This window comes from Niallia sp. WK069_GA_01 (assembly GCF_983173855.1).
The window spans coordinates 4,130,345-4,148,945 of the sequence record NZ_OZ470138.1 but is presented as its reverse complement, the minus strand read 5'-3'; the positions used below and the strand labels follow the sequence as shown (position 1 = coordinate 4,148,945).

The window sequence follows — 18,601 nt, the reverse complement described above, 5'->3', positions numbered from 1 at the left end:
TTTTCAGCTGCCTTCCTACAGCACTGAGGCTCTCGGATCTCCCATGGAAAGCATCAGACAAGTTAAATATAAAAGAAAAAGGCAATATAAAGGGATTTACGCCTTTATATTGCCTTTTTTTTACTTTTCAGAAGTAGTAGTAGTAGTATCTAAAATACCTTTTAAGTCTTTATCTTCAATTTTTACATCTGCATTTTTTAACTCTTTTTGCATGGCTTTATTGATTTCTTCCGTTGTAAGCTTGGATACTTTCAAGTCATACGCCATTTTGTCTTTTACATCTTCATATTTGCCTTTTTCTTTTTTATCAGTTACTTGGATAATATGGTAGCCATTATCAGTTTTAACTGGACCACTAATTTCATTTACTTTCAAACCATAAGCAGCTGTTTCAAATTCAGGTACCATAGAACCTGCACCAAACCATCCTAAATCTCCGCCATTAGCTGCACTAGCCGTATCAGTAGAGTTTTCTTTTGCCAAGTCCTCGAATTTATCGCCATTATCTAGTTTTTTCTTGATTTCTTTTGCTGTTTTTTCATCAGCAACTAGAATATGACGTGCTTTAATTTCAGGCTTGTAATCATCATAATAAGCTTTAATCTCATCATCTGTTACTTTAACTTCTTTAACAGCTGCTTTTTGTTGTAATAAACCAGTTTTAAACATAGCGCGTAGCTCGTCTTCACTGTTGTATCCATATTGTTGAATAGCAGTTAAAAAGTTATCACCATATTGGCTTTTTATTTTATCTACTTGCTCATTTACTTCATCATCTGAAACTTTATAATTTTTTTCTAATACTTTCTCATAAAGCAATGGTTGAAGAACTGCTGTACCGTATTTATCTTTCATTGCATCATAAAGTTGATCTTTTGTAATGTCCCCAGCATCCGTTTTTACAACTGCCTCGGATCCATCATTACTGCATGCGCTAAGACCTATTACACTTGCAGCTAAAGTGAGGGATAATATCCATTTTTTCAAGTTAAACACTCCCAAGTAAGTTTTTCATTCTCAACAATCCCTACTATATCATAAATTGTACAAAGAGCAAAAGTTATTGTAATAATGATAGCCAATATTGTTAAATTTTGATTATAACTACTATGGTTTAAGCTCAAACGAAGCCTCATGAAAAGCTTCGGAAAACGGAACGAAGACCACCGTTCGCTTGGATCCATTGCTCACAATGTTCACTTTTTAAGTTGACTAAAGCTAGAGTAGCTGGGATATGCTGTTTGCCCGTCTATTTTTGCTAGCATTTAACAAAGCAATTTGATTGAAAACATATTTGGCAACGTTTCGAATTTTTTCATCAAAAGAATGCGCCAAAGCTCCTTTTCATATTAGCTCAAACATAATTTCAGCTTCGTCATGCGAGAAATAAAAAATGGGTAGATGTCCTGTTCCGTTTCTGGGTCAAATACATATGATACATTGAGCTGAAAACAAGGATAGATTAAATCCTTTGCTAGCTTCCGGAAAGAAATTTCTTAAAAGAAGGTATTGGATGGCAGGGAATAATAATTATTTTCTTTTATTCATTGTACTGTTTTTCTTAATAATGATAGTTGGTACTGCCTTCTGTTAAGTGAATTTTTTTCGAGATGTATAAGCGATTAGTCATTAACTGAATACAATATGGTAACAACCTTAAAGGAGGTGTTACTATGGGTAACTCATACGGCGGTGGTTTTGCATTAATCGTAGTATTGTTTATTTTATTAGTTATCGTAGGCGCTGCATGGCTGTAATTACTAATTAAGACCATTATTAAATCGCTGCCTTGTAATATTGGCGATTAGTATGGAAAAAGAAAGGAGGCGTTTTCATGTCTGGTGCAGGCGTATATGGTGGAGGCTTCGCTTTATTAGTAGTGCTTTTCATTTTGTTAGTAATCATTGGAGCATCTTGGTTATAAAATTATGTCCTTGATAAAATATAAAAAGGTGAGCATTTGCTCACCTTTTTATATGAATGGTCTTTTATGTGGAAGGATCCTCGTTAAAGGAAACTCCACTTTATGTTTAATTAAAAAGGATATCGACATAGGAAGAAATCAAAAGAATCGTTATTAGAACATTAATGGTTCGAAATACCTTTGGTTGTTTTTCTTCTGGAATCTCTTTTTGTAAACATAAAGCATTTGTCATTCTATTAATATTGTACAATATTAGAATGGCTAAAATGATAAAAATGGAGATCATCATTGATTCCCTCCTTATCTGCATAGTGGTTGTATGCTACTTACAATACCAAATAACGGTATAAAAAGATAGTATTATCTCTTTTGTGGAGTAGACAGTACTTTCGAATAGCATGAGAGTTACAATATCAAACGTGGACCGTCTTTTATTGTTTTCAACCATTATATGATTGGAAACGCTATATATGATTCCTTCTTATGATTAAGATATTTTATTGACCAGTATTTCAAATCCATGTTCATTTTCTTCTACATAACATTTACTTGGTGACTTCCAAAGATTTTTCATTCGTATAAAATCAGGAACACAAATACCAAAGTGATAAGCAAACAGAATAAGAAAATAATGTACATAGTGTGTAAAAAGAAAACAGCAAGCAATAAAAGTTATATTTAAGACGATAAAAGGTGTAATAGAAGCAAAAAGAAAATGGAATTTTCCTATTGGTTCATCAGCACGAATGCAAATAATCGGGAAAAAACGATATTGAACATCTAGTTTCTTTTTCACCTTATCGCCTAAAGGAACCATAGGCAATAAATGGAGTAGCTTATGGATAGGATAGACAAGAACTAAACATAGTAAAAATAGAGAAAAATAATTATCATTTAATCTGTTTTGTGCAAAATAAGTAGTTATTGGTACATAGAGAAATAGGAACGTTAAAATCATGGTAAGGGACGATATAATGAAAATTCGTTGTAAACCATATTGTCTTTGTAAATTAATTGTTTTCCAGCAGTTCATATAATCAACCTCCGAACGGAGAAATTTTCCTAATTGTGCTCAACTCACTTTGATACTTTACGATGAATAGAGTAAAAAATCAATAGGTTTTTTTTAGTTTTTAATTATTAATAAATTGTTCACTTTTTCCCGTATTTCAGATGTAAGAAATCATGTGAATAATAGTAACGTTTAAGGTAGTGTTCGAGAACAATTTGAATTTTTATTATAAAAATTCAAATACAAAGCACCAGAAGGGGTTTTTATGTATAAGAGTGGTCGTCTACTTTTCTCCATACAAAAAAGCAGGAGAGAGATCTCCTGCTTTTTATAGTCCTTTTTCTCTTTATCTATTTGTTTTTATTTTACGGGTACTGGATCTTTTTGTCTAATTTGCCCATTTACTTCTACAAATTTATCTTCAATATTAGTGAAAGATTTTTCAAAGATCTCCATAAAGTCATCGCCATACATATGTCTTACAATGGTCATTACTTCGAGTAATTCAGGGAATCTTCCGTATAATTCTTTAATTGGCAAGGAAGCGGAAAAAGCTGCACTATTATTAGGATTATACTCTGCCATAATGCTTAGAAACATTGATTCTCCTTTGTCTGTTAAACATATATACGTGTTTCTTTTATCATTTTCCTTTTTGGAAAACGTTAAAAGTCCTCTTTCTTCCAGCTTTTTTGAAAAATTGAAAGCTGTGGAAACATGCATTACGCCAAAATTTGCAACATCAGAGATAGAAGCACCGTTTAACTGGTACGCAATCCATAGGATATGATGTTCATTAATGTTTAAATCGTATGGCTTAATCCAATTTTGCCAATCTTTTTCGATTGATTTCCAAAGTGCCTTACTAAGTTGTCCAATTCTTTGTGTAAATAATAATGATTCCTTCATTGAGTATTGTCTTTCATTCATCTCCAATTCACCTACTTTTCTATTGTCTATAATCATTATGCCAATAAAACAAAAATTAATAAAGATATAAATAAACAAAATTTTAAAAAATGTGAATATTTTTTATTAGAAAGCGGTTACTACGAATATTTATTACTATCAATTAATAAATATTCGTTAAAAAAACAGATAAAATAATCAATAAAATGAAAATTTTAACAGTATAGTAAAAGAAAATAAAATTTCATTTCGAAAATAAGGTTAAAATAACTGTTTTATAACATACTTTGTCGTTGTTATTTAACAGCAATAAAAAAATAATCGAAGAAAAAATTTATAAAAAATGAATATTTGTTTAAAGCCATTTGAATAGGAGTTTAAAAGGGGTTAATTTCAACAAGGATAAGAAGGAAAAGAAATACTATATGTAAATAGAAAATTTATTCCTTTTTTTGTTATTTGGTGTTAAAAAAAATCACATAAGATAAGATTATTTAACATGAAAATTAAAAAGAAAATATTTGATGTCAGATATTCTGTCATTTTTATGTTAGGTTTTAGGAGCGGTGTAGAATTATTCTTATTGTTATTTTAAAGATATTTTTCTTTTTTTTAATGAAGAGAAGTGTGAGTGAAGGGGTGAGTAACAGGCGTTATTATTGCGATGATTGCTCCAATGCTATGTGCTTTCTTAATTACTTTGGCAGCGAATAGAATGCGGTTGAAAATCAAGAAATAACTTGCGAAAGAGATTCCAAAAAGAATGTTGGAATCTCTTATTGTTTAAGCAAGATTTTTTTATGTTATTTCAAGATGGAGTTATTTTAAACTTGATTCTAGGTCGTTTACTGTAGTTTCTAGCTCCTTTAATTCTAATTGCAGTTGTTCCTGATGTGGTTTAATTTCAATTTTCCAATCATTTAAAGTGAGTTTAAGATCTTCAATAAAGGAAGCAATGATTGTTTTTCCTTCTACGGTAGCAGTTGTAACAGATTCTTTTATTTCCAAGATGCTAGTTTTTAATTCTTTTATATCTGCTAAAAAGGCATTTGTATTGTCACGACATGCTTTTCTAGCTTCTTTTCCAGACATTGGGGTGGATAAAAGTGTAGATATACCAGCTGCTAAACTTCCGATAATAAATCCTGTTAAAAATGATTTTCCTCTCATTTTTTCACCTCGTTTTTTTAGTTAGGCTACCCTGAAAAGTGGTGTTTTGGCTCTCTCGAATAGTCCGCAGTCAGAATACACTTCGCTTTCCATGGGGCGGGCGGCGAGCCTCCTCGGAGCTTTTCCTGTGGGGCCTCGGCTGTCCTGCGATTCCCATAGGAGTCTTCGTGTATTCAGACTGCTTCCTGCTTATAAACTTTAGAAAGCTACTTCTTTTCATGTGACATGGTGCGAAATTTGTTTGTCTACTCTGAAAAGAAGTGCTCTTAAGTAGTTTGTAGATACTTCTGTGGTGTTTCACTTCAAGGTTGTCTAAGCGTAATGTACCTTTTTATTATAACGCATTACTTTCTATTATTTCTATTTAAAGGATTAAGAAGATGTATCTATCTATATTGTTACTTTGGACTGATTGTCTTTATGTTTTATAGAGATATAAAAAATCACGAGGGGAATCTACTTCCTCGTGATTTTTTTGTAGCTTGTAACTTTTACTTAGTTATAATTTTTTTGAAAGTTTTCCATAAAGGAAGCTAGTGCTTGTACATGTTCTAAAGGAACAGCATTATAAATGGATGCACGGCAGCCGCCAACAGAACGGTGACCATTAAGTCCAACGAAACCTGCTTCTTTTGCTTGTTGCAGGAATTGCTTTGTTATGTCATCAGATTGCAGTGTAAATGTGACGTTCATTTTGGAACGGCTGTTTTTTTCTGCATGGCCTTTATAAAAACCGTTGCTATTGTCTATTACATCATATAACGATTGCGCTTTTTTATCGTTTATAGCAGCAATGCCTTCTAATCCACCTTGTTTTTCGCCCCATTTTAGTACAAGAGATAATAAATAAATGGCAAATGTAGGTGGTGTATTAAATAATGAATTATTTTTTGCATGTGTATCGTAACTCAAAATTGTCGGTAAAGAAGAGTTTGCTTTAATTAACTCTTTTTTGATAATAACGACTGTTACGCCTGAAGGTCCCAAGTTTTTTTGAGCGCCAGCATAAATGAGGTCGAATTGTTTTACATCTATAGGAGTGCTTAAAATATCACTGGACATATCTGCGATTAAAGGAACAGATAACCCTTCTGGATAAGCATGCCATTGTGTACCAAAAATCGTATTATTACTAGTAACATGAAGATAAGCAGCATCTTCTGGAACTTTAATTTCTTCTAAATTTGGGATATAAGTGTAATTAGCTTCTTTGCTGGATACTGTAACAGCAGTTTCGCCGATTTTTGCAGCTTCTTTCAGTGCTTTTTCAGACCAAGCTCCTGTTAAAGCATAATATGCAACCTTATTTTCTTCTAACAAGTTCATCGGTATCATTGAAAATTGAAGACTCGCTCCACCTTGAAGAAATAAAATTTCATAATCCTCTGGAATAGAAAGCAATGAGGATAAACGTGCCTTTGCTTCATTATGTACTGCTTCGTACTCTTTGCTACGATGACTTAGTTCCATTACAGACATGCCAGTATTGTTAAAGTTCAACAAATTATTTTGTGCTTCTTGTAGTACTTCCTCTGGAAGAGCAGCAGGTCCAGCATTAAAATTATAAGCGCGTTTCATATTATTTCCTCCCAATGCATTTCCGCTTAAGTTAGCGGTTAAGACTAAAAGTTTAATCTAATACTATCAAATTGTGAAAATTTGTACAGATAAAAAATTAAAACCTTTTGAAAATTTTTTCACTTGTTAAGAAAGTTTTGTTTTTCGTTGTTTTATTAAAAAAACAATAAAAAAGTTTTTTTTCTTCAGTTATTGCATAAAGTAAAAGAAAAAACTGCTATTAGTTTGCATAGAAGCTTTTATTCAATAATAAAAGTATGTATAAAATGTGATCAAAAAATTTTAAATTATTTTTTCTTTTATTGTGGAAGCGATTTGACTAAGCTCATCGTTTGTATAGGCATCAAAATTAGTTTTCCATACAGATCCAAAGCCATCACCTTTTCCATAACGAGGAATAATATGCATATGATAATGAAAAACAGATTGTCCAGCTTTTTCACCATTATTATTTAGAATATTTAATCCAATAGGCTGGTAAGCATCTTTTATGGCAGTAGCTATTTTTGGAACAGCTTCGAATAAATTTCTAGCGATTTCTGGTGTTAATTCGTATATATCTTTTACATGTGTTTTAGGAACAATTAATGTATGGCCCTTTGTTACTTGGCTGATATCTAAAAATGCCAATACATGTTCATTTTCAAAAACTTTACTTCCTGGAATTTCTCCAGCAATAATTTTACAAAAAATACATTCACTCAAATTAGTCATTCCCTTCTTTATTTTTTCTCCTATTATCATAGCAGATTCATGTCTTTAAAAGTGAAAAAAATTGATTGGTCTAGAAGATAAATGAAACTTTTGCAAGTTGGAAATTTGATAACAAATAATTGTTTGTCGATAGTCAAAAGGCAGGATCCCAATTGGAATCCTGCCTAAAGGTAGGGGAAACTTCTGATTAGACGTTCAAAGGTTATGCTCTTTGACAAACACCTCATTTAAAAATGATTTGTTTATAGAGATTGTTCAAAAAGTCCGGTAAAAATGACACGTCGAACTTCTTGGTCCTTTTTATCCTCTTTTTTGAACATGCACTTATATGGAGAGATAATGATCATTGTTCAATCGAACCATCCCCTTATCACTTTATATGTTAATGCTTAACGTATAAAGATGGATGACAGTCTGCGACAAACACCTCATTTCAAAGTGGAAATGACATTATATTGCTTTTTCGTATGAAGCAACATATGGTGTTACTGATCGTTAAGTTACACTTATCACTTCGTGCAAGGCAACCATCCCCTTAATTGAAGAACGAATGAAGTTTACATATATGGATTACTCGAAAATAATCTTTTGCAAACACCTCATTATTATTGAAGATTTTGTTTCAATAAATTTATTGGTGCTCCCCTACAATAAATAGAATATCCAATCGAAAAGATTATATGCAACAAAAAATAAAAAATAGGTGTGGAATTATTTTTATTTAGTGCAGATTGTTGATAAACTATAGATACTTATAACTTGGAGGTTACGTCATATGACGCTATTACAAATAAAAAACGTTACAGGAGGTTATACCAGAAATCCTGTTTTAAAAGATATCTCCTTTAACATTCATGCAAATGAAATTGTCGGTTTAATCGGTTTAAACGGTGCAGGGAAAAGTACGACTATCCGACATATTATTGGATTAATGGAGCCGCATAAAGGAGAAATTACAATAGATGGGCTATCCTTTGAAAAAGACAAAGAAGCATATCGAAAGAAGTTTACCTTTGTACCTGAAACACCGATTCTTTATGATGAATTAACATTAGAAGAACATTTGAAAATAACAGCAATGGCCTATGGATTAACGGAAAAGCAATATAAAGAACGAATGAATGTTTTATTGAAAGAATTTCGAATGAACAAAAGGCTGAAATGGTTTCCGGCTCATTTTTCTAAAGGGATGAGACAAAAGGTGATGATTATGTGTGCTTTTTTAGTGCAGCCTTCTCTTTATATTGTGGATGAGCCTTTTGTTGGGTTAGACCCTTTAGGGATTCAGTCATTATTAGATTATATGAAGAAGATGAAAGAAGAGGGAGCAGGCATATTAATGTCAACACATATATTGGCAACGGCAGAAAGATACTGTGATCGAATTATCATTCTTCATGAAGGAAAAATAAAATGTGCTGGTACGATGAACGAACTGCGTCAAGAATTTAATATGCCAAATGCAACGCTAGATGATCTATATATTCAGTTAACAAAGGAAGAAGATTATGTTTGAGTTTAATGAAAAACAGTTGTGGAAGGATCGAGTTGGTCAAACAGCTAAAGAATATGGTCAGTACTTAAAATATATTTTTAATGGACATCTTGTTCTTGTTTTTGTGTTTTTATTAGGAACAGCAGCTTATTATTATCAAGCATGGTTAAAACTATTGCCTGAAAGCTTCCCCGTTGGAATCATTATGAGTATTCTTTTAGCATTGCTTGTAACCAAAAGTCCAATTTATACCTTTTTAAAGGAAGCAGATAAAATCTTTTTAATACCTGTTGAAGTAAAGATGGCCAGTTATTTCATAAAATGCGTGTTTATTAGCTTTGTTGTTCAAGCTTATTTTTTACTTATAGGATTGAGTGTTTTAATGCCAATGTATGCCCAATTAAATGAGCAAGGATTTAGACCCTTTTGGTATTTTTTAATTGTATTACTGGTCAGCAAGGGATTAAATATGTTCATTCGCTGGCATGTCCAATACTTTGTTAACACCAATTATCATTACATAGACAGCGGTATCCGCTACTGTATTAATGCTGTATTATTATATTTTCTATTTACTAATTCAAATCCCATCTTTCTTATTATTACGATAATTCTACTTTCTGCTTTATTGCTTTATTTTCACCATGCAACAAAATGGAAAGGAGTAAATTGGGAGCTATTAATTGGACAAGACGAAAAACGATTATCTTCTTTTTATCTTTTTGCGAATATGTTTACAGAAGTGCCTAAATTGAAAAATCGAATAAAAAGAAGAAAAATATTGGATGTTTTTGTGCAGTTAATTCCATTTGATGGGAATAAAGCGTTTGGTCATTTATTTTGGAGAACTTATTTTCGATCCGGTGATTATTTTGGATTAACGGTGAGATTAACCGTTATAGGAGGCTTGACTTTATACTTTTTATCATTTGGACCAGGGCAAGTGCTTCTTGCAATATTATTTTTATTTCTGACTGGTTTACAACTCATTCCTTTATGGAATGCGTATCAAGACAAAATTTGGGTTGATTTATATCCTTTAAAAGAAACATTAAGGACTAAATCATTTAAAAGCCTTATCTTAACTGTGTTATTGCTGCAGAGCGTTCTATTAGCAATTGTTATTTTCGTAAAAGGGGATTTGGAAAATGCTTTCTACGCTCTAGCTTGCAGCTTTGTTTTTTCCTATTTATTTGTGCGGTTTTATATGAATAAGAAGCGTCTTTCCTAAGGGGAAGATGTTTTTTAGATTACTGAAAAAGATACCCTTCTATATGTTTAGGGAAATTAATGCGACTGGTTTATATCTTATCTTGAAAAAAAGGAAACTAATTAGCTTATTTGACGTAAGAATAAAATAATAAGGGGGGAAAAAGCATGAATGATTATGAAAAGCAGGTTTATATAGAAACAGCTGAATGGAAAAGAAAGCTTTTTAAACGTTCCTCTTTATTTAATCGTATGTCAAAAAAGGCGCAAAATAAAATGAATGCCTTTATTCCTGGAAAAATACATGGTGCCATAACAGAGGCAATGAAACAAATGGTTCATACAACATTAGCTGGATCGAATAAACTGACGAAAAAAAGCAGCATGTCAATCTTTCTTTAATGGAAAAAGATCAACTTATGAACAAAAAAATAGATATTTACCGAAAAACGGCAGGTGTCGAAGGGGCAGGAACTGGTGCAGGCGGCATATTATGGGGTCTAGCGGACTTTCCTTTATTATTGTCCATTAAGATGAAGTTCTTAATGGAAGCAGCTTCTGTTTATGGATATGATACCGATCAATATGAAGAACGGGTTTTTCTGCTGTACATTTTTCAATTAGCTTTCTCTAGTGAAGAGAGAAAAAAGTTGCTGTTTGACATTGTCGAAAATTGGGAAGAGCGAAAGGCTGAAGTTTTGCAGCTTGATTGGCAAGCGCTGCAGCAGGAATATCGAGATTATATTGACTTTATTAAAATGCTTCAGCTTGTACCTGGGATTGGAGCCGCTGTTGGTGCTTATGCCAATTATAATTTAATCGACCAATTAGGCGAAGCAGCCAAAAACGTTTATCGCATACGATATTTTAAAAAGCTGTCATCAGAGAATGTAGAGGAATGGTAAAACAGCAATTATTGAACGAAATGTGTTCAATAATTGCTGTTAGTGCGTGTTCAAAAAGGAGGATAAAAAGGACCGAGAAGTTCGAGGCGGTTTAGCTTTGAGCATCGGAACGTATGGTGTTAATACGTGAGAAGCGGAAAAGCAAACCAACGAAGAAATTCGACGTGTCATTTTTACCGGACTTTTTGAACAACCTCTGTTAACCGTTTATTTTGCTGTTGATAACGCAATGTTCTCTGGAACCATTTGGTGATATTGTACGGCTGCGGAACATAATGTTTTAGCAGCTATTAACATTGATTTTTCATTTATATCAAACTTTGGATGATGATGGGGAAACGAAGAATCCTCTGAGTCAGGTTTTGCTCCTGTAAAGAAGAAGGTTCCTTTGATTTCATTCAGAAAATAAGAAAAATCTTCTCCAGTCAAATCTGGATCTCCCTCCACTGCTTGAACACCGGGTATAGCAGAAGCACATGCAGCAAGAAACTGTGTTTCTGCAGAATGATTGATTACAGCCGGGTATCCTTTTTCATATTCGAAAATATAAGAACTGTTTGATGTATAGCATGTCCCTTTAATCACTCTTTCCATTTCCTCTGCAATAAGATCTCGCGCCTCTTCCTTGTATGTCCGCACGGTGCCGCTCAATGATGCAGTATCTGCGATTACATTATTGGCGGATCCTGATTGAAAAGTGCCGATTGTTAGTACAGCAGCATCAATCGGATTTACTTTTCTGCTGACAACTTGCTGGAGATTGACAACAAGCTGTGAGGCGGTGACAAGGGAATCTTTTGTTTTATGAGGTTGAGCTCCATGTCCTCCTTGTCCTTGGATGGTTATCTCAAAGCCATCTGCGGCTGCCATCATTGGCCCCTCACGATAGAAAACAGTACCTGTTGGAATAGTTGTCCATAAATGTGTTCCGAAGATAACATCGACTCCTTCCAAACAGCCTGCTTCTATCATTGGTTTAGCTCCCCCAGGTGACATTTCTTCTGCATGCTGATGTATAAATACGAAGTTTCCTGCTAATGATTCTTTATGTTTTTCTAAAACTTTCGCTAGTAATAATAGTGTTGCTGTATGTCCATCATGACCACATGCGTGCATAACTCCTGGAACTTTTGATTTATAAGGAACATCTTTTTCATCTTGAATCGGCAATGCATCAAAATCGGCACGGAGAGCAACCGTTTTTCCTGGTTTTCCTCCATAAATTTTTGCGACTACGCCATTTCCTCCTATATTTCCGTTTACTTCTATTCCTAATTTTTCATAATAGGATATAATGTATTGTGCAGTTTTATGTTCTAAGAATGAAAGCTCTGGGTATTGATGGAGGTATCTTCTTATTTCTACCATTTCCTCGTAACTACTTTCTAAATCATGAAAAAGAGTATCAATCATCCTATTCACCTCGTTAAAAAATTCAGAATATTTATTATTCTATATTATACCATGATAATGGATGACTCCCCACTTAAAATTCGTTCAATTTTTGTGAAAAGGTTTAATTATGGAATTTTATTTTTGGGCGAATAAAATAAATAGTAATTTACATAAAATCCCACAGGTGATGATTGTTACTCTCTGTGGGATTTTTTTGTTAAACTTTTTTGTAGATTGCAGCGAGGTATTTGCAGACAGCGAGTTAAAACAACAAACTATTAGAAAGCATCCCTTAAATAAGAAAAATGGCAACAATCGTAGTGACAACCAAGCCAATGCCAACTGGTATTAAATTTCTTCTTGCCAGCTCAAATGGATCAATATTACAGATCGCTGCCGCAGGAATTAAAGCCCATGGTACTAAAGTACCGCCGCCAACCCAAATCGCAGCAATTTGCCCAAGTGCTGTTAAAGTACTTATCCCGGATCCAATAGCATGCGCAAATAAACCAGCAATAGAACCTGCTAGTGAAATACCGGAGAAACCTGAACCGTCTAATCCTGTGATGATACCAACAGCGGTTAAAGTAACAGCTCCAATTTCTTTTGTTAGTGGAACAGTAGAGGCTAGGGCAACGCCTAAATCATTTACGATTCCATGTGAACCTTTTGGAAGGAAATCTCCGACAATTGATGTAAAGCCAGAATCTCCAAGATAAAAGAAGGCAGCAATAGGGATAACGGGACCAAATACTTTGAATCCAAATTGAAAACCATCTATTAAATAACTGGTGGTTTTTTCTAGTCCTTTATTTTTATAGCTTACCAATGTAATAAGGATAAGAATAAATATAGAAGTTCCGCCGATTAATGCAGTTGCATCGCCACCCTGCAGCTTTAAAAGGTACATTACCACTACGTCAAGTGCAAATAAGCAGGGAATAAGAACAGCAAAAAATCTTTTCTGGAATCTTGTAAGTAAATATAATTGTTTTTCAGGTAAGATAGAGGAAGTGGTAGTGGATACACCAGTAGACATTGTTAATGTGCCTTTTTTTATATCTCTTTTAATAAAATAAAATGCTGTAATGGTAGTAACTAAGCCCATAACAATAACTAAAGGAACACTCGCCTGCATCACTTCATGAACAGGAATTCCTGCTGCATCCGCAGTAAGTTTTGGTGCTGCTTGAATAATATAGTCACCAGATAAGGCAATACCATGCCCAAATAAGTTCATGGCAACGGCGACCCCGATTGCTGGCAAGCCAACCCGTATAGCGACAGGCAGCAGGACAGCTCCTATTAACGCAACTGCTGGTGATGGCCAGAAAAAGAAAGAAATAAGCATCATAAGTATACCAATAATCCAATAAGCTAATCCTGGTGATCGAATTAATTTCGAAAATGGCGAGATCATCACATCATTAATACCTGTTTTCGTTAATATTTTACTCATCGCTACAATAATGGAAATTACCAAAATAGTAGGAAGCAACTCTGTGATAGCAAAGATAAAGCTATTAAAAATACTGCTTATTGAACTGCTTAATGAACCAGTTGCTGTAATGGCCAATAAAAATATTCCAACGATACAAATGAAGGTAGTATCTCGTTTCATCACCATAAAGCCAATAATAAAAAGAATAAACAATACATATATCCAGTGAAGTGCGGTCAATTCTATCCCCATGTTCAACTACTACTCCTTTCTTATCCGATTAGGAAAACATATAGGCATTTGCCACTATTCGGATTTACTACAGAATATGAATGGAGCGGTATTTGGTGATAGAAATAAAATAAATACTTCTTACTGAAAAAATTCAGATTGCTGTTTATAGAATCTCCTACTTAAGATGGATAAAAAAACATCCACAGTTTGAACAAATAACATCAAAATAATAGTAATATATAGATAGAAAAATTTTGAAAAAAATGAGCAACACTTAAGATGAAAATAGCGATTTGATTCAGATTGTTATTATGCTGCAGGATGCGGACTAATTGAGAGAGTCAAATCCTCTTTTCAGGGTAGAACCCATGCAAACAAATTTGCACCATGACACATGAAAAGAAGTAGGTTTCTTTAATTTATAAGCAGGGAACAGCCAAAATACACGAAGACTCCTATGGGATTTGCGAGAAAGCTGAAATCCCACAGGAGCAAAGCCGCCAGCCCCACGGAAAGCGAAGTGTATACCGGTTGCGGACTAATTGAAAGAGAAACCCTTTTTTCAGGGTAGCCTGAATATAAATAAATCCAATTGGAAAGGAGAAAGAATTTGCGAAGCAGATCAGTATATCAAATTATGTTTGCCATTTGCTTATTAGCAATTGGAGTCACCTTATTGCTCGTAAATATTGGTGTCATTTCCTTGGAAATAAAACAGCTTTTTGTCGTATCTTATCCATTTCTGTTACTAGTTTACGGACTAATTTCACTTATTAAAAATTTAATAAACAGAACTGCTAATTACTTTTTCACCTTATTTATCCTTATTTTTTCCAGCTTCTTAGTGCTGGATCGATTGCATATAATCAACTTTGAATTTCTTGAGTTTTGGAAACTATGGCCAGTCATTCTTATATACAGTGCAATCATTTTTCTATTTGGAAATAGAAAAAGTGGCAAAAAAGCAGATGTTGACATAAAGCTCGAAAAAAAAGATGCACTGTCTCAACAATCGGTGATTCGAATGAATAAAAACAGAAAAAAAGAAGGGAAATTGTCAAAAGCTTTTTCTATTGGCGATGTTATTCTTAATAGTGATAATTGGGCAGTAGAACCAATGAAGCTATATAACAGTATAGGGGATTATTTTATTGATTTCAGTAAAGCATATATTCCGGAAAAAGAAACAACCATTGAAATCAAAGGATGGATAGGTGATGTGAAAATATTAATTCCTGATGATTTACCAGTTCAGATTGATGGTGAAGTAAAAATTGGAGAATTCCGGATTTTTAATTCATCTAAAGATGGAATTAGCAATAGTTTAACCTATAAATCTACTGAATATGATCAGGCAGTAAAAAAAATAAACCTACAAATCGATTTAAAAATTGGCGATATTCGAATAGAAAGAATATAGAGGTGCGTGGTGAAAAAAACAAAAGGAATTCGATATTGGTATTTTCAAAGTTTTCTTATGACAAGCATCATTAGCTCCTTGTTTCTATTTATTGGTACACAAATTTATTTATACATTAATAGCGCTCCTGTTTTTACGACAAAAACATCTTTTTGGCTTTTTATATTCAGCTTGCTTAGTACATTGTTAGTAGGTTTATACTTTGCCTTAAAGGAAAGCGGTGTATTACGCAAGCAGCTAGGTGATATATTGCTATATGTTTCTACGCTAAGAAGAGGAAAATTTGCAGAAAGAATGAGTGTTTCTAATAAAGAAACATTTGGCCATATTAGTGAAGAATTAAATCTTCTTGCTACCTACTTGCAAGAATTAGTGCAGTCCATGCAAAGATTAGCTAACGAGAAAACAACATTAGCACAGACAGCTCATACGGCAGCAGTAATGGAGGAAAGGCAGCGATTGGCAAGAGATCTACATGATGTTGTCAGCCAGCAGCTTTTTGCTTTAAATATGATGTCGTCTGCTGCTTATCGAGTTTTTGATACAAATCCAGAGCTAGCAAAAGTACAATTAAAAGAAATTGTAGAAGTTGCAGCGAAAGCGCAAGGGGAGATGCGAGCATTATTGCTACATTTGCGCCCAATTGAATTAAGCAATGATAGTTTATGTGATGGAATCATCAAACTAATTCAAGAATTAAAAGAAAAAACGAATTTGCATTTTACTGCAAGCATCGATGAAATTGGAGATTTATCATCTGCAGTACAAGAGCATTTATTTAGGATTGTCCAAGAAGCATTATCTAATGTTCTTCGTCATTCACACGCCAAAAATGTGAAAATGATTTTGGAAGAGAAAGATACATATGCTTATTTACATATAAGTGATAACGGAAAAGGGTTTGACCCAACGATTGAAAGAAAAGCTTCATACGGGTTAAGAACGATGAGGGAACGCTGTGACGAGATTGGTGGTGTGATGGAGATTCGTTCAAAAATCGGAGAAGGGGCGTATATAGATATTCGCATACCGATAAAGGGGGGAGCATCATGATTAATGTAGTTGTTGTTGATGATCATGAAATGGTAAGAAAAGGGATTATTTCCTATTTAGTAACAGAACCTACTATTAACGTTGTTGGAGAAGCAAATTGCGGTCATCACGCAATAGGACTTGTATTGAAGAAAAAACCGGAAGTTGTGTTAATGGATCTATTAATGGAAAAAGGGAATGGCATAATAGCAACAAAGGAAATTTTAAAGGAATATCCACAATGTAAGGTGATTATTATTACTAGTTTCTATGATGAATCACAAGTAATACCAGCAATAGAAGCAGGAGCATTTAGTTATTTGCTAAAAACAGCAACCGCAGCAGAAGTAGTAGCTGCCATTCATAAAGCATATGCCGGAGAAACTGTTATTGAGCCCAAAGTAGCCACCGTTATGCTAAAAAAACTCCGTCCATCTGAAAAAAAACCGCATGATAGCCTTACTGAAAGAGAGCTTGAGGTACTCATGTGTATCGGTGAAGGGATGACAAACCAAGCAATTAGTGAAGAGTTATATATTGGGATCAAAACGGTAAAAACCCATGTTAGCAATATTCTCGGGAAACTGGAAGTATCAGATCGCACACAGGCAGCCGTATATGCCAATCGAAATGGAGTATTAAAGTCATTAAAAAAAGAGAGCTAATATGTTAAGTCCGTTTTAAATTCTATCTCGTATAGATTGTTGTTAAGTTCATTGATATATTGGAGCAGGGAGCAGTTGGCATACACGAAGACTCCCGCCCCATGGAAAGCAAAGTGTATTCCGACTGCGGACTATTCAGAAAAGCCAAAGTTTTTTCAGGGGAGGAGCCTTTTAAAAAGATAACAATCACTTTAGGGAATCTAATTTTTCTCCGGGATAATATGATAGGTTACATAAGATTTACTGTAATATAGATTATTTTCTTTGACTTTCCAAATATCAGGAATTGAAGCGCTAACCGGGAATGTTTGAGCAGATGCAGACTTTTCCCATTCTTTAAAGGAAACGGAATCTTTCCATAAAGACAAAACCAAATAGGTATCTCCTTTTACAGCACGCAGCAAACGAACAGCAGCACAAGGTATACTGCCTTTTTCTAATTGTTGTAATGTTTTATGCTCAAAAATAGGTTTTGATAAATCTTCTAAGGAAAAATGATTGATCACAATATATCCTTTATTTTCTAATCGTCCAAATGAGTATAATATATCGAATTTTCGTGGTGTCTGGAAGAAGCTTTGACCGGTAGATTCATGAATTAATGTTGCTTGATCCTGATTGGTGCTTTGCATAAGAACCATGCTTTCTGTAGAGAAGTACTTTTTATATTTATTTTCTAAAAAATCATATGTTCCATTTGCAATAAAAACTTGCATAAGTATGCCCCCTTTTTTCTTATCATCCAAAATTTATAAACAAAATGGGTGGATGGATAACTTGGTGATTGTGTTCACATCCAGGCTTCGACGTATAGGACGTAGCGTAATTAGCTGGCCATAGCTTACATCTAGTAAGTATTGCCCCATGCCTCTAAAAGTAAAAAACACTTTTGGAGTCATGTGAATATTTCTTCAGAGCTGTTCAAGGCGCTTGCGCTTTTCAAATGTCTAGCTCCAGCGCCTAGCTCTTGTGAAAAATAACCCCATGTCTCTAAAAGTAAAAAACACTTTTTGAGTCATGTGAACATTTTTCTTCAGAGCTGTTCAAGGCGCTTGCGCTTTTCAAATGTCTAGCTCCAGCGCCTAGCTCTTGTGAAAAATAACCCCATGTCTCTAAAAGTAAAAAACACTTTTTGAGTCATGTGAACATTTTTCTTCAGAGCTGTTCAAGGCGCTTGCGCTTTTCTTGTTATAAGTAATTGTATAGAAAAAAGTTTTTTCTATCCATAAATCAAGTTTTTCCCTTCTTTTATTCCATTCTAAACAATTAAATTCGTCTATTTTGTGACAAAACAGATAGTTATCTATACAACTATAGTAGAAAAGAGATATAGTTAACATATATATTCATATTAGCTAAACAAAATGGAGATAATAGAAAACGTTCTCTTTTTTATCAAATAATATAAAATGATAATACATAGAAATTTTTACATATGGGTGTCTCAATGTTAAGACATTCTTTTTTATTTGCAATTTTATTTATAAATATTATAATT

18 protein-coding genes and 1 pseudogene are annotated in these 18,601 nt (G+C 33.7%); 9 read left to right on the top strand and 10 right to left on the bottom strand.

All coding sequences use genetic code 11. The annotated features are described in order from the left end of the window. Window positions 1–120 precede the first annotated feature (120 nt). Window positions 121–987, bottom strand: coding sequence for a peptidylprolyl isomerase (locus AC5LWL_RS19345; protein ID WP_493435835.1), 867 nt, complete (start codon window positions 985–987; stop codon window positions 121–123). Window positions 988–1,513: 526 nt separating this feature from the next. Between AC5LWL_RS19345 and AC5LWL_RS19340 the strand changes: the two genes are divergently transcribed. The 3 genes from AC5LWL_RS19340 (at window position 1,514) to AC5LWL_RS19330 (ending at window position 1,924) form a co-directional block, all read left to right on the top strand. Beyond that, window positions 1,514–1,594: a YjcZ family sporulation protein gene (locus AC5LWL_RS19340; RefSeq protein ID WP_493436667.1), complete on the top strand. Its 81-nt coding sequence runs from the start codon at window positions 1,514–1,516 to the stop codon at window positions 1,592–1,594. Window positions 1,595–1,673: 79 nt separating this feature from the next. Then, on the top strand, window positions 1,674–1,757 hold the full coding sequence (locus AC5LWL_RS19335; protein ID WP_493436666.1) for a YjcZ family sporulation protein: 84 nt from the start codon (window positions 1,674–1,676) through the stop codon (window positions 1,755–1,757). Between the two features lie 77 nt (window positions 1,758–1,834). Continuing rightward, window positions 1,835–1,924, top strand: coding sequence for a YjcZ family sporulation protein (locus tag AC5LWL_RS19330; RefSeq protein ID WP_493435834.1), 90 nt, complete (start codon window positions 1,835–1,837; stop codon window positions 1,922–1,924). A 106-nt stretch (window positions 1,925–2,030) separates the two neighbouring features. Here the strand turns inward: AC5LWL_RS19330 and AC5LWL_RS19325 are convergent, their stop codons facing one another. The 6 genes from AC5LWL_RS19325 to AC5LWL_RS19300 form a co-directional block, all read right to left on the bottom strand. After that, window positions 2,031–2,210, bottom strand: coding sequence for a hypothetical protein (locus AC5LWL_RS19325; RefSeq protein WP_443482901.1), 180 nt, complete (start codon window positions 2,208–2,210; stop codon window positions 2,031–2,033). Window positions 2,211–2,411: 201 nt separating this feature from the next. Beyond that, window positions 2,412–2,957, bottom strand: coding sequence for a DUF3267 domain-containing protein (locus AC5LWL_RS19320; RefSeq protein ID WP_493435833.1), 546 nt, complete (start codon window positions 2,955–2,957; stop codon window positions 2,412–2,414). 339 nt (window positions 2,958–3,296) lie between these two features. Then, the gene (locus tag AC5LWL_RS19315; RefSeq protein ID WP_493435832.1) at window positions 3,297–3,866 is read right to left on the bottom strand and encodes an HTH-type transcriptional regulator Hpr; all 570 of its coding nucleotides are present in this window, start codon (window positions 3,864–3,866) and stop codon (window positions 3,297–3,299) included. A 798-nt stretch (window positions 3,867–4,664) separates the two neighbouring features. Next, window positions 4,665–5,015 (bottom strand): YtxH domain-containing protein, encoded by a 351-nt coding sequence (locus AC5LWL_RS19310; RefSeq protein ID WP_493435831.1) that lies wholly within the window; start codon window positions 5,013–5,015, stop codon window positions 4,665–4,667. Window positions 5,016–5,510: 495 nt separating this feature from the next. Next, the gene (gene serC, locus AC5LWL_RS19305; RefSeq protein ID WP_493435830.1) at window positions 5,511–6,593 is read right to left on the bottom strand and encodes a 3-phosphoserine/phosphohydroxythreonine transaminase; all 1,083 of its coding nucleotides are present in this window, start codon (window positions 6,591–6,593) and stop codon (window positions 5,511–5,513) included. A 282-nt stretch (window positions 6,594–6,875) separates the two neighbouring features. After that, entirely contained in the window at window positions 6,876–7,307 is a 432-nt protein-coding gene (locus tag AC5LWL_RS19300; protein ID WP_493435829.1) for an HIT family protein, read from the bottom strand. 775 nt (window positions 7,308–8,082) lie between these two features. Here AC5LWL_RS19300 and AC5LWL_RS19295 point away from each other — a divergent pair. The 3 genes and pseudogenes from AC5LWL_RS19295 to AC5LWL_RS19285 all read left to right on the top strand — a co-directional run bounded on the left by AC5LWL_RS19295 (window position 8,083) and on the right by AC5LWL_RS19285 (window position 10,916). Continuing rightward, a complete protein-coding gene (locus AC5LWL_RS19295) occupies window positions 8,083–8,823 on the top strand; it encodes an ABC transporter ATP-binding protein (protein WP_493435828.1) in 741 nt (246 codons plus the stop codon). Further along, a complete protein-coding gene (locus tag AC5LWL_RS19290; protein WP_493435827.1) occupies window positions 8,816–10,033 on the top strand; it encodes an ABC transporter permease in 1,218 nt (405 codons plus the stop codon). The genes AC5LWL_RS19295 and AC5LWL_RS19290 overlap by 8 nt, the downstream gene beginning before the upstream one ends. 146 nt (window positions 10,034–10,179) lie before the next feature. Continuing rightward, a pseudogene (locus AC5LWL_RS19285) lies at window positions 10,180–10,916 on the top strand (EcsC family protein). 207 nt (window positions 10,917–11,123) lie between these two features. On the opposite strand, the gene AC5LWL_RS19280 reads toward AC5LWL_RS19285, so the two are convergent. Together AC5LWL_RS19280 and AC5LWL_RS19275 are read right to left on the bottom strand one after the other, a co-directional pair. Next, complete coding sequence (locus AC5LWL_RS19280) at window positions 11,124–12,329, bottom strand: M20 family metallopeptidase (protein WP_493435826.1); 1,206 nt, start codon at window positions 12,327–12,329, stop codon at window positions 11,124–11,126. Between the two features lie 274 nt (window positions 12,330–12,603). Then, window positions 12,604–14,004: a hypothetical protein gene (locus AC5LWL_RS19275; RefSeq protein WP_493436665.1), complete on the bottom strand. Its 1,401-nt coding sequence runs from the start codon at window positions 14,002–14,004 to the stop codon at window positions 12,604–12,606. A gap of 592 nt (window positions 14,005–14,596) precedes the next feature. Between AC5LWL_RS19275 and liaF the strand changes: the two genes are divergently transcribed. From liaF to AC5LWL_RS19260, 3 genes are read left to right on the top strand one after another with little or no spacing between them, the layout of a single operon-like run. Further along, complete coding sequence (liaF, locus tag AC5LWL_RS19270; RefSeq protein WP_493435825.1) at window positions 14,597–15,406, top strand: cell wall-active antibiotics response protein LiaF; 810 nt, start codon at window positions 14,597–14,599, stop codon at window positions 15,404–15,406. Window positions 15,407–15,415: 9 nt separating this feature from the next. After that, window positions 15,416–16,459 (top strand): sensor histidine kinase, encoded by a 1,044-nt coding sequence (locus AC5LWL_RS19265; protein ID WP_493435824.1) that lies wholly within the window; start codon window positions 15,416–15,418, stop codon window positions 16,457–16,459. Next, window positions 16,456–17,103, top strand: coding sequence for a response regulator (locus AC5LWL_RS19260; protein ID WP_493435823.1), 648 nt, complete (start codon window positions 16,456–16,458; stop codon window positions 17,101–17,103). Before AC5LWL_RS19265 ends, AC5LWL_RS19260 begins: the two co-directional genes overlap by 4 nt. Window positions 17,104–17,303: 200 nt before the next feature. On the opposite strand, the gene AC5LWL_RS19255 is transcribed toward AC5LWL_RS19260, so the two are convergent. Continuing rightward, the gene (locus AC5LWL_RS19255) at window positions 17,304–17,819 is read right to left on the bottom strand and encodes a hypothetical protein (protein WP_493435822.1); all 516 of its coding nucleotides are present in this window, start codon (window positions 17,817–17,819) and stop codon (window positions 17,304–17,306) included. Window positions 17,820–18,601 lie beyond the last annotated feature (782 nt).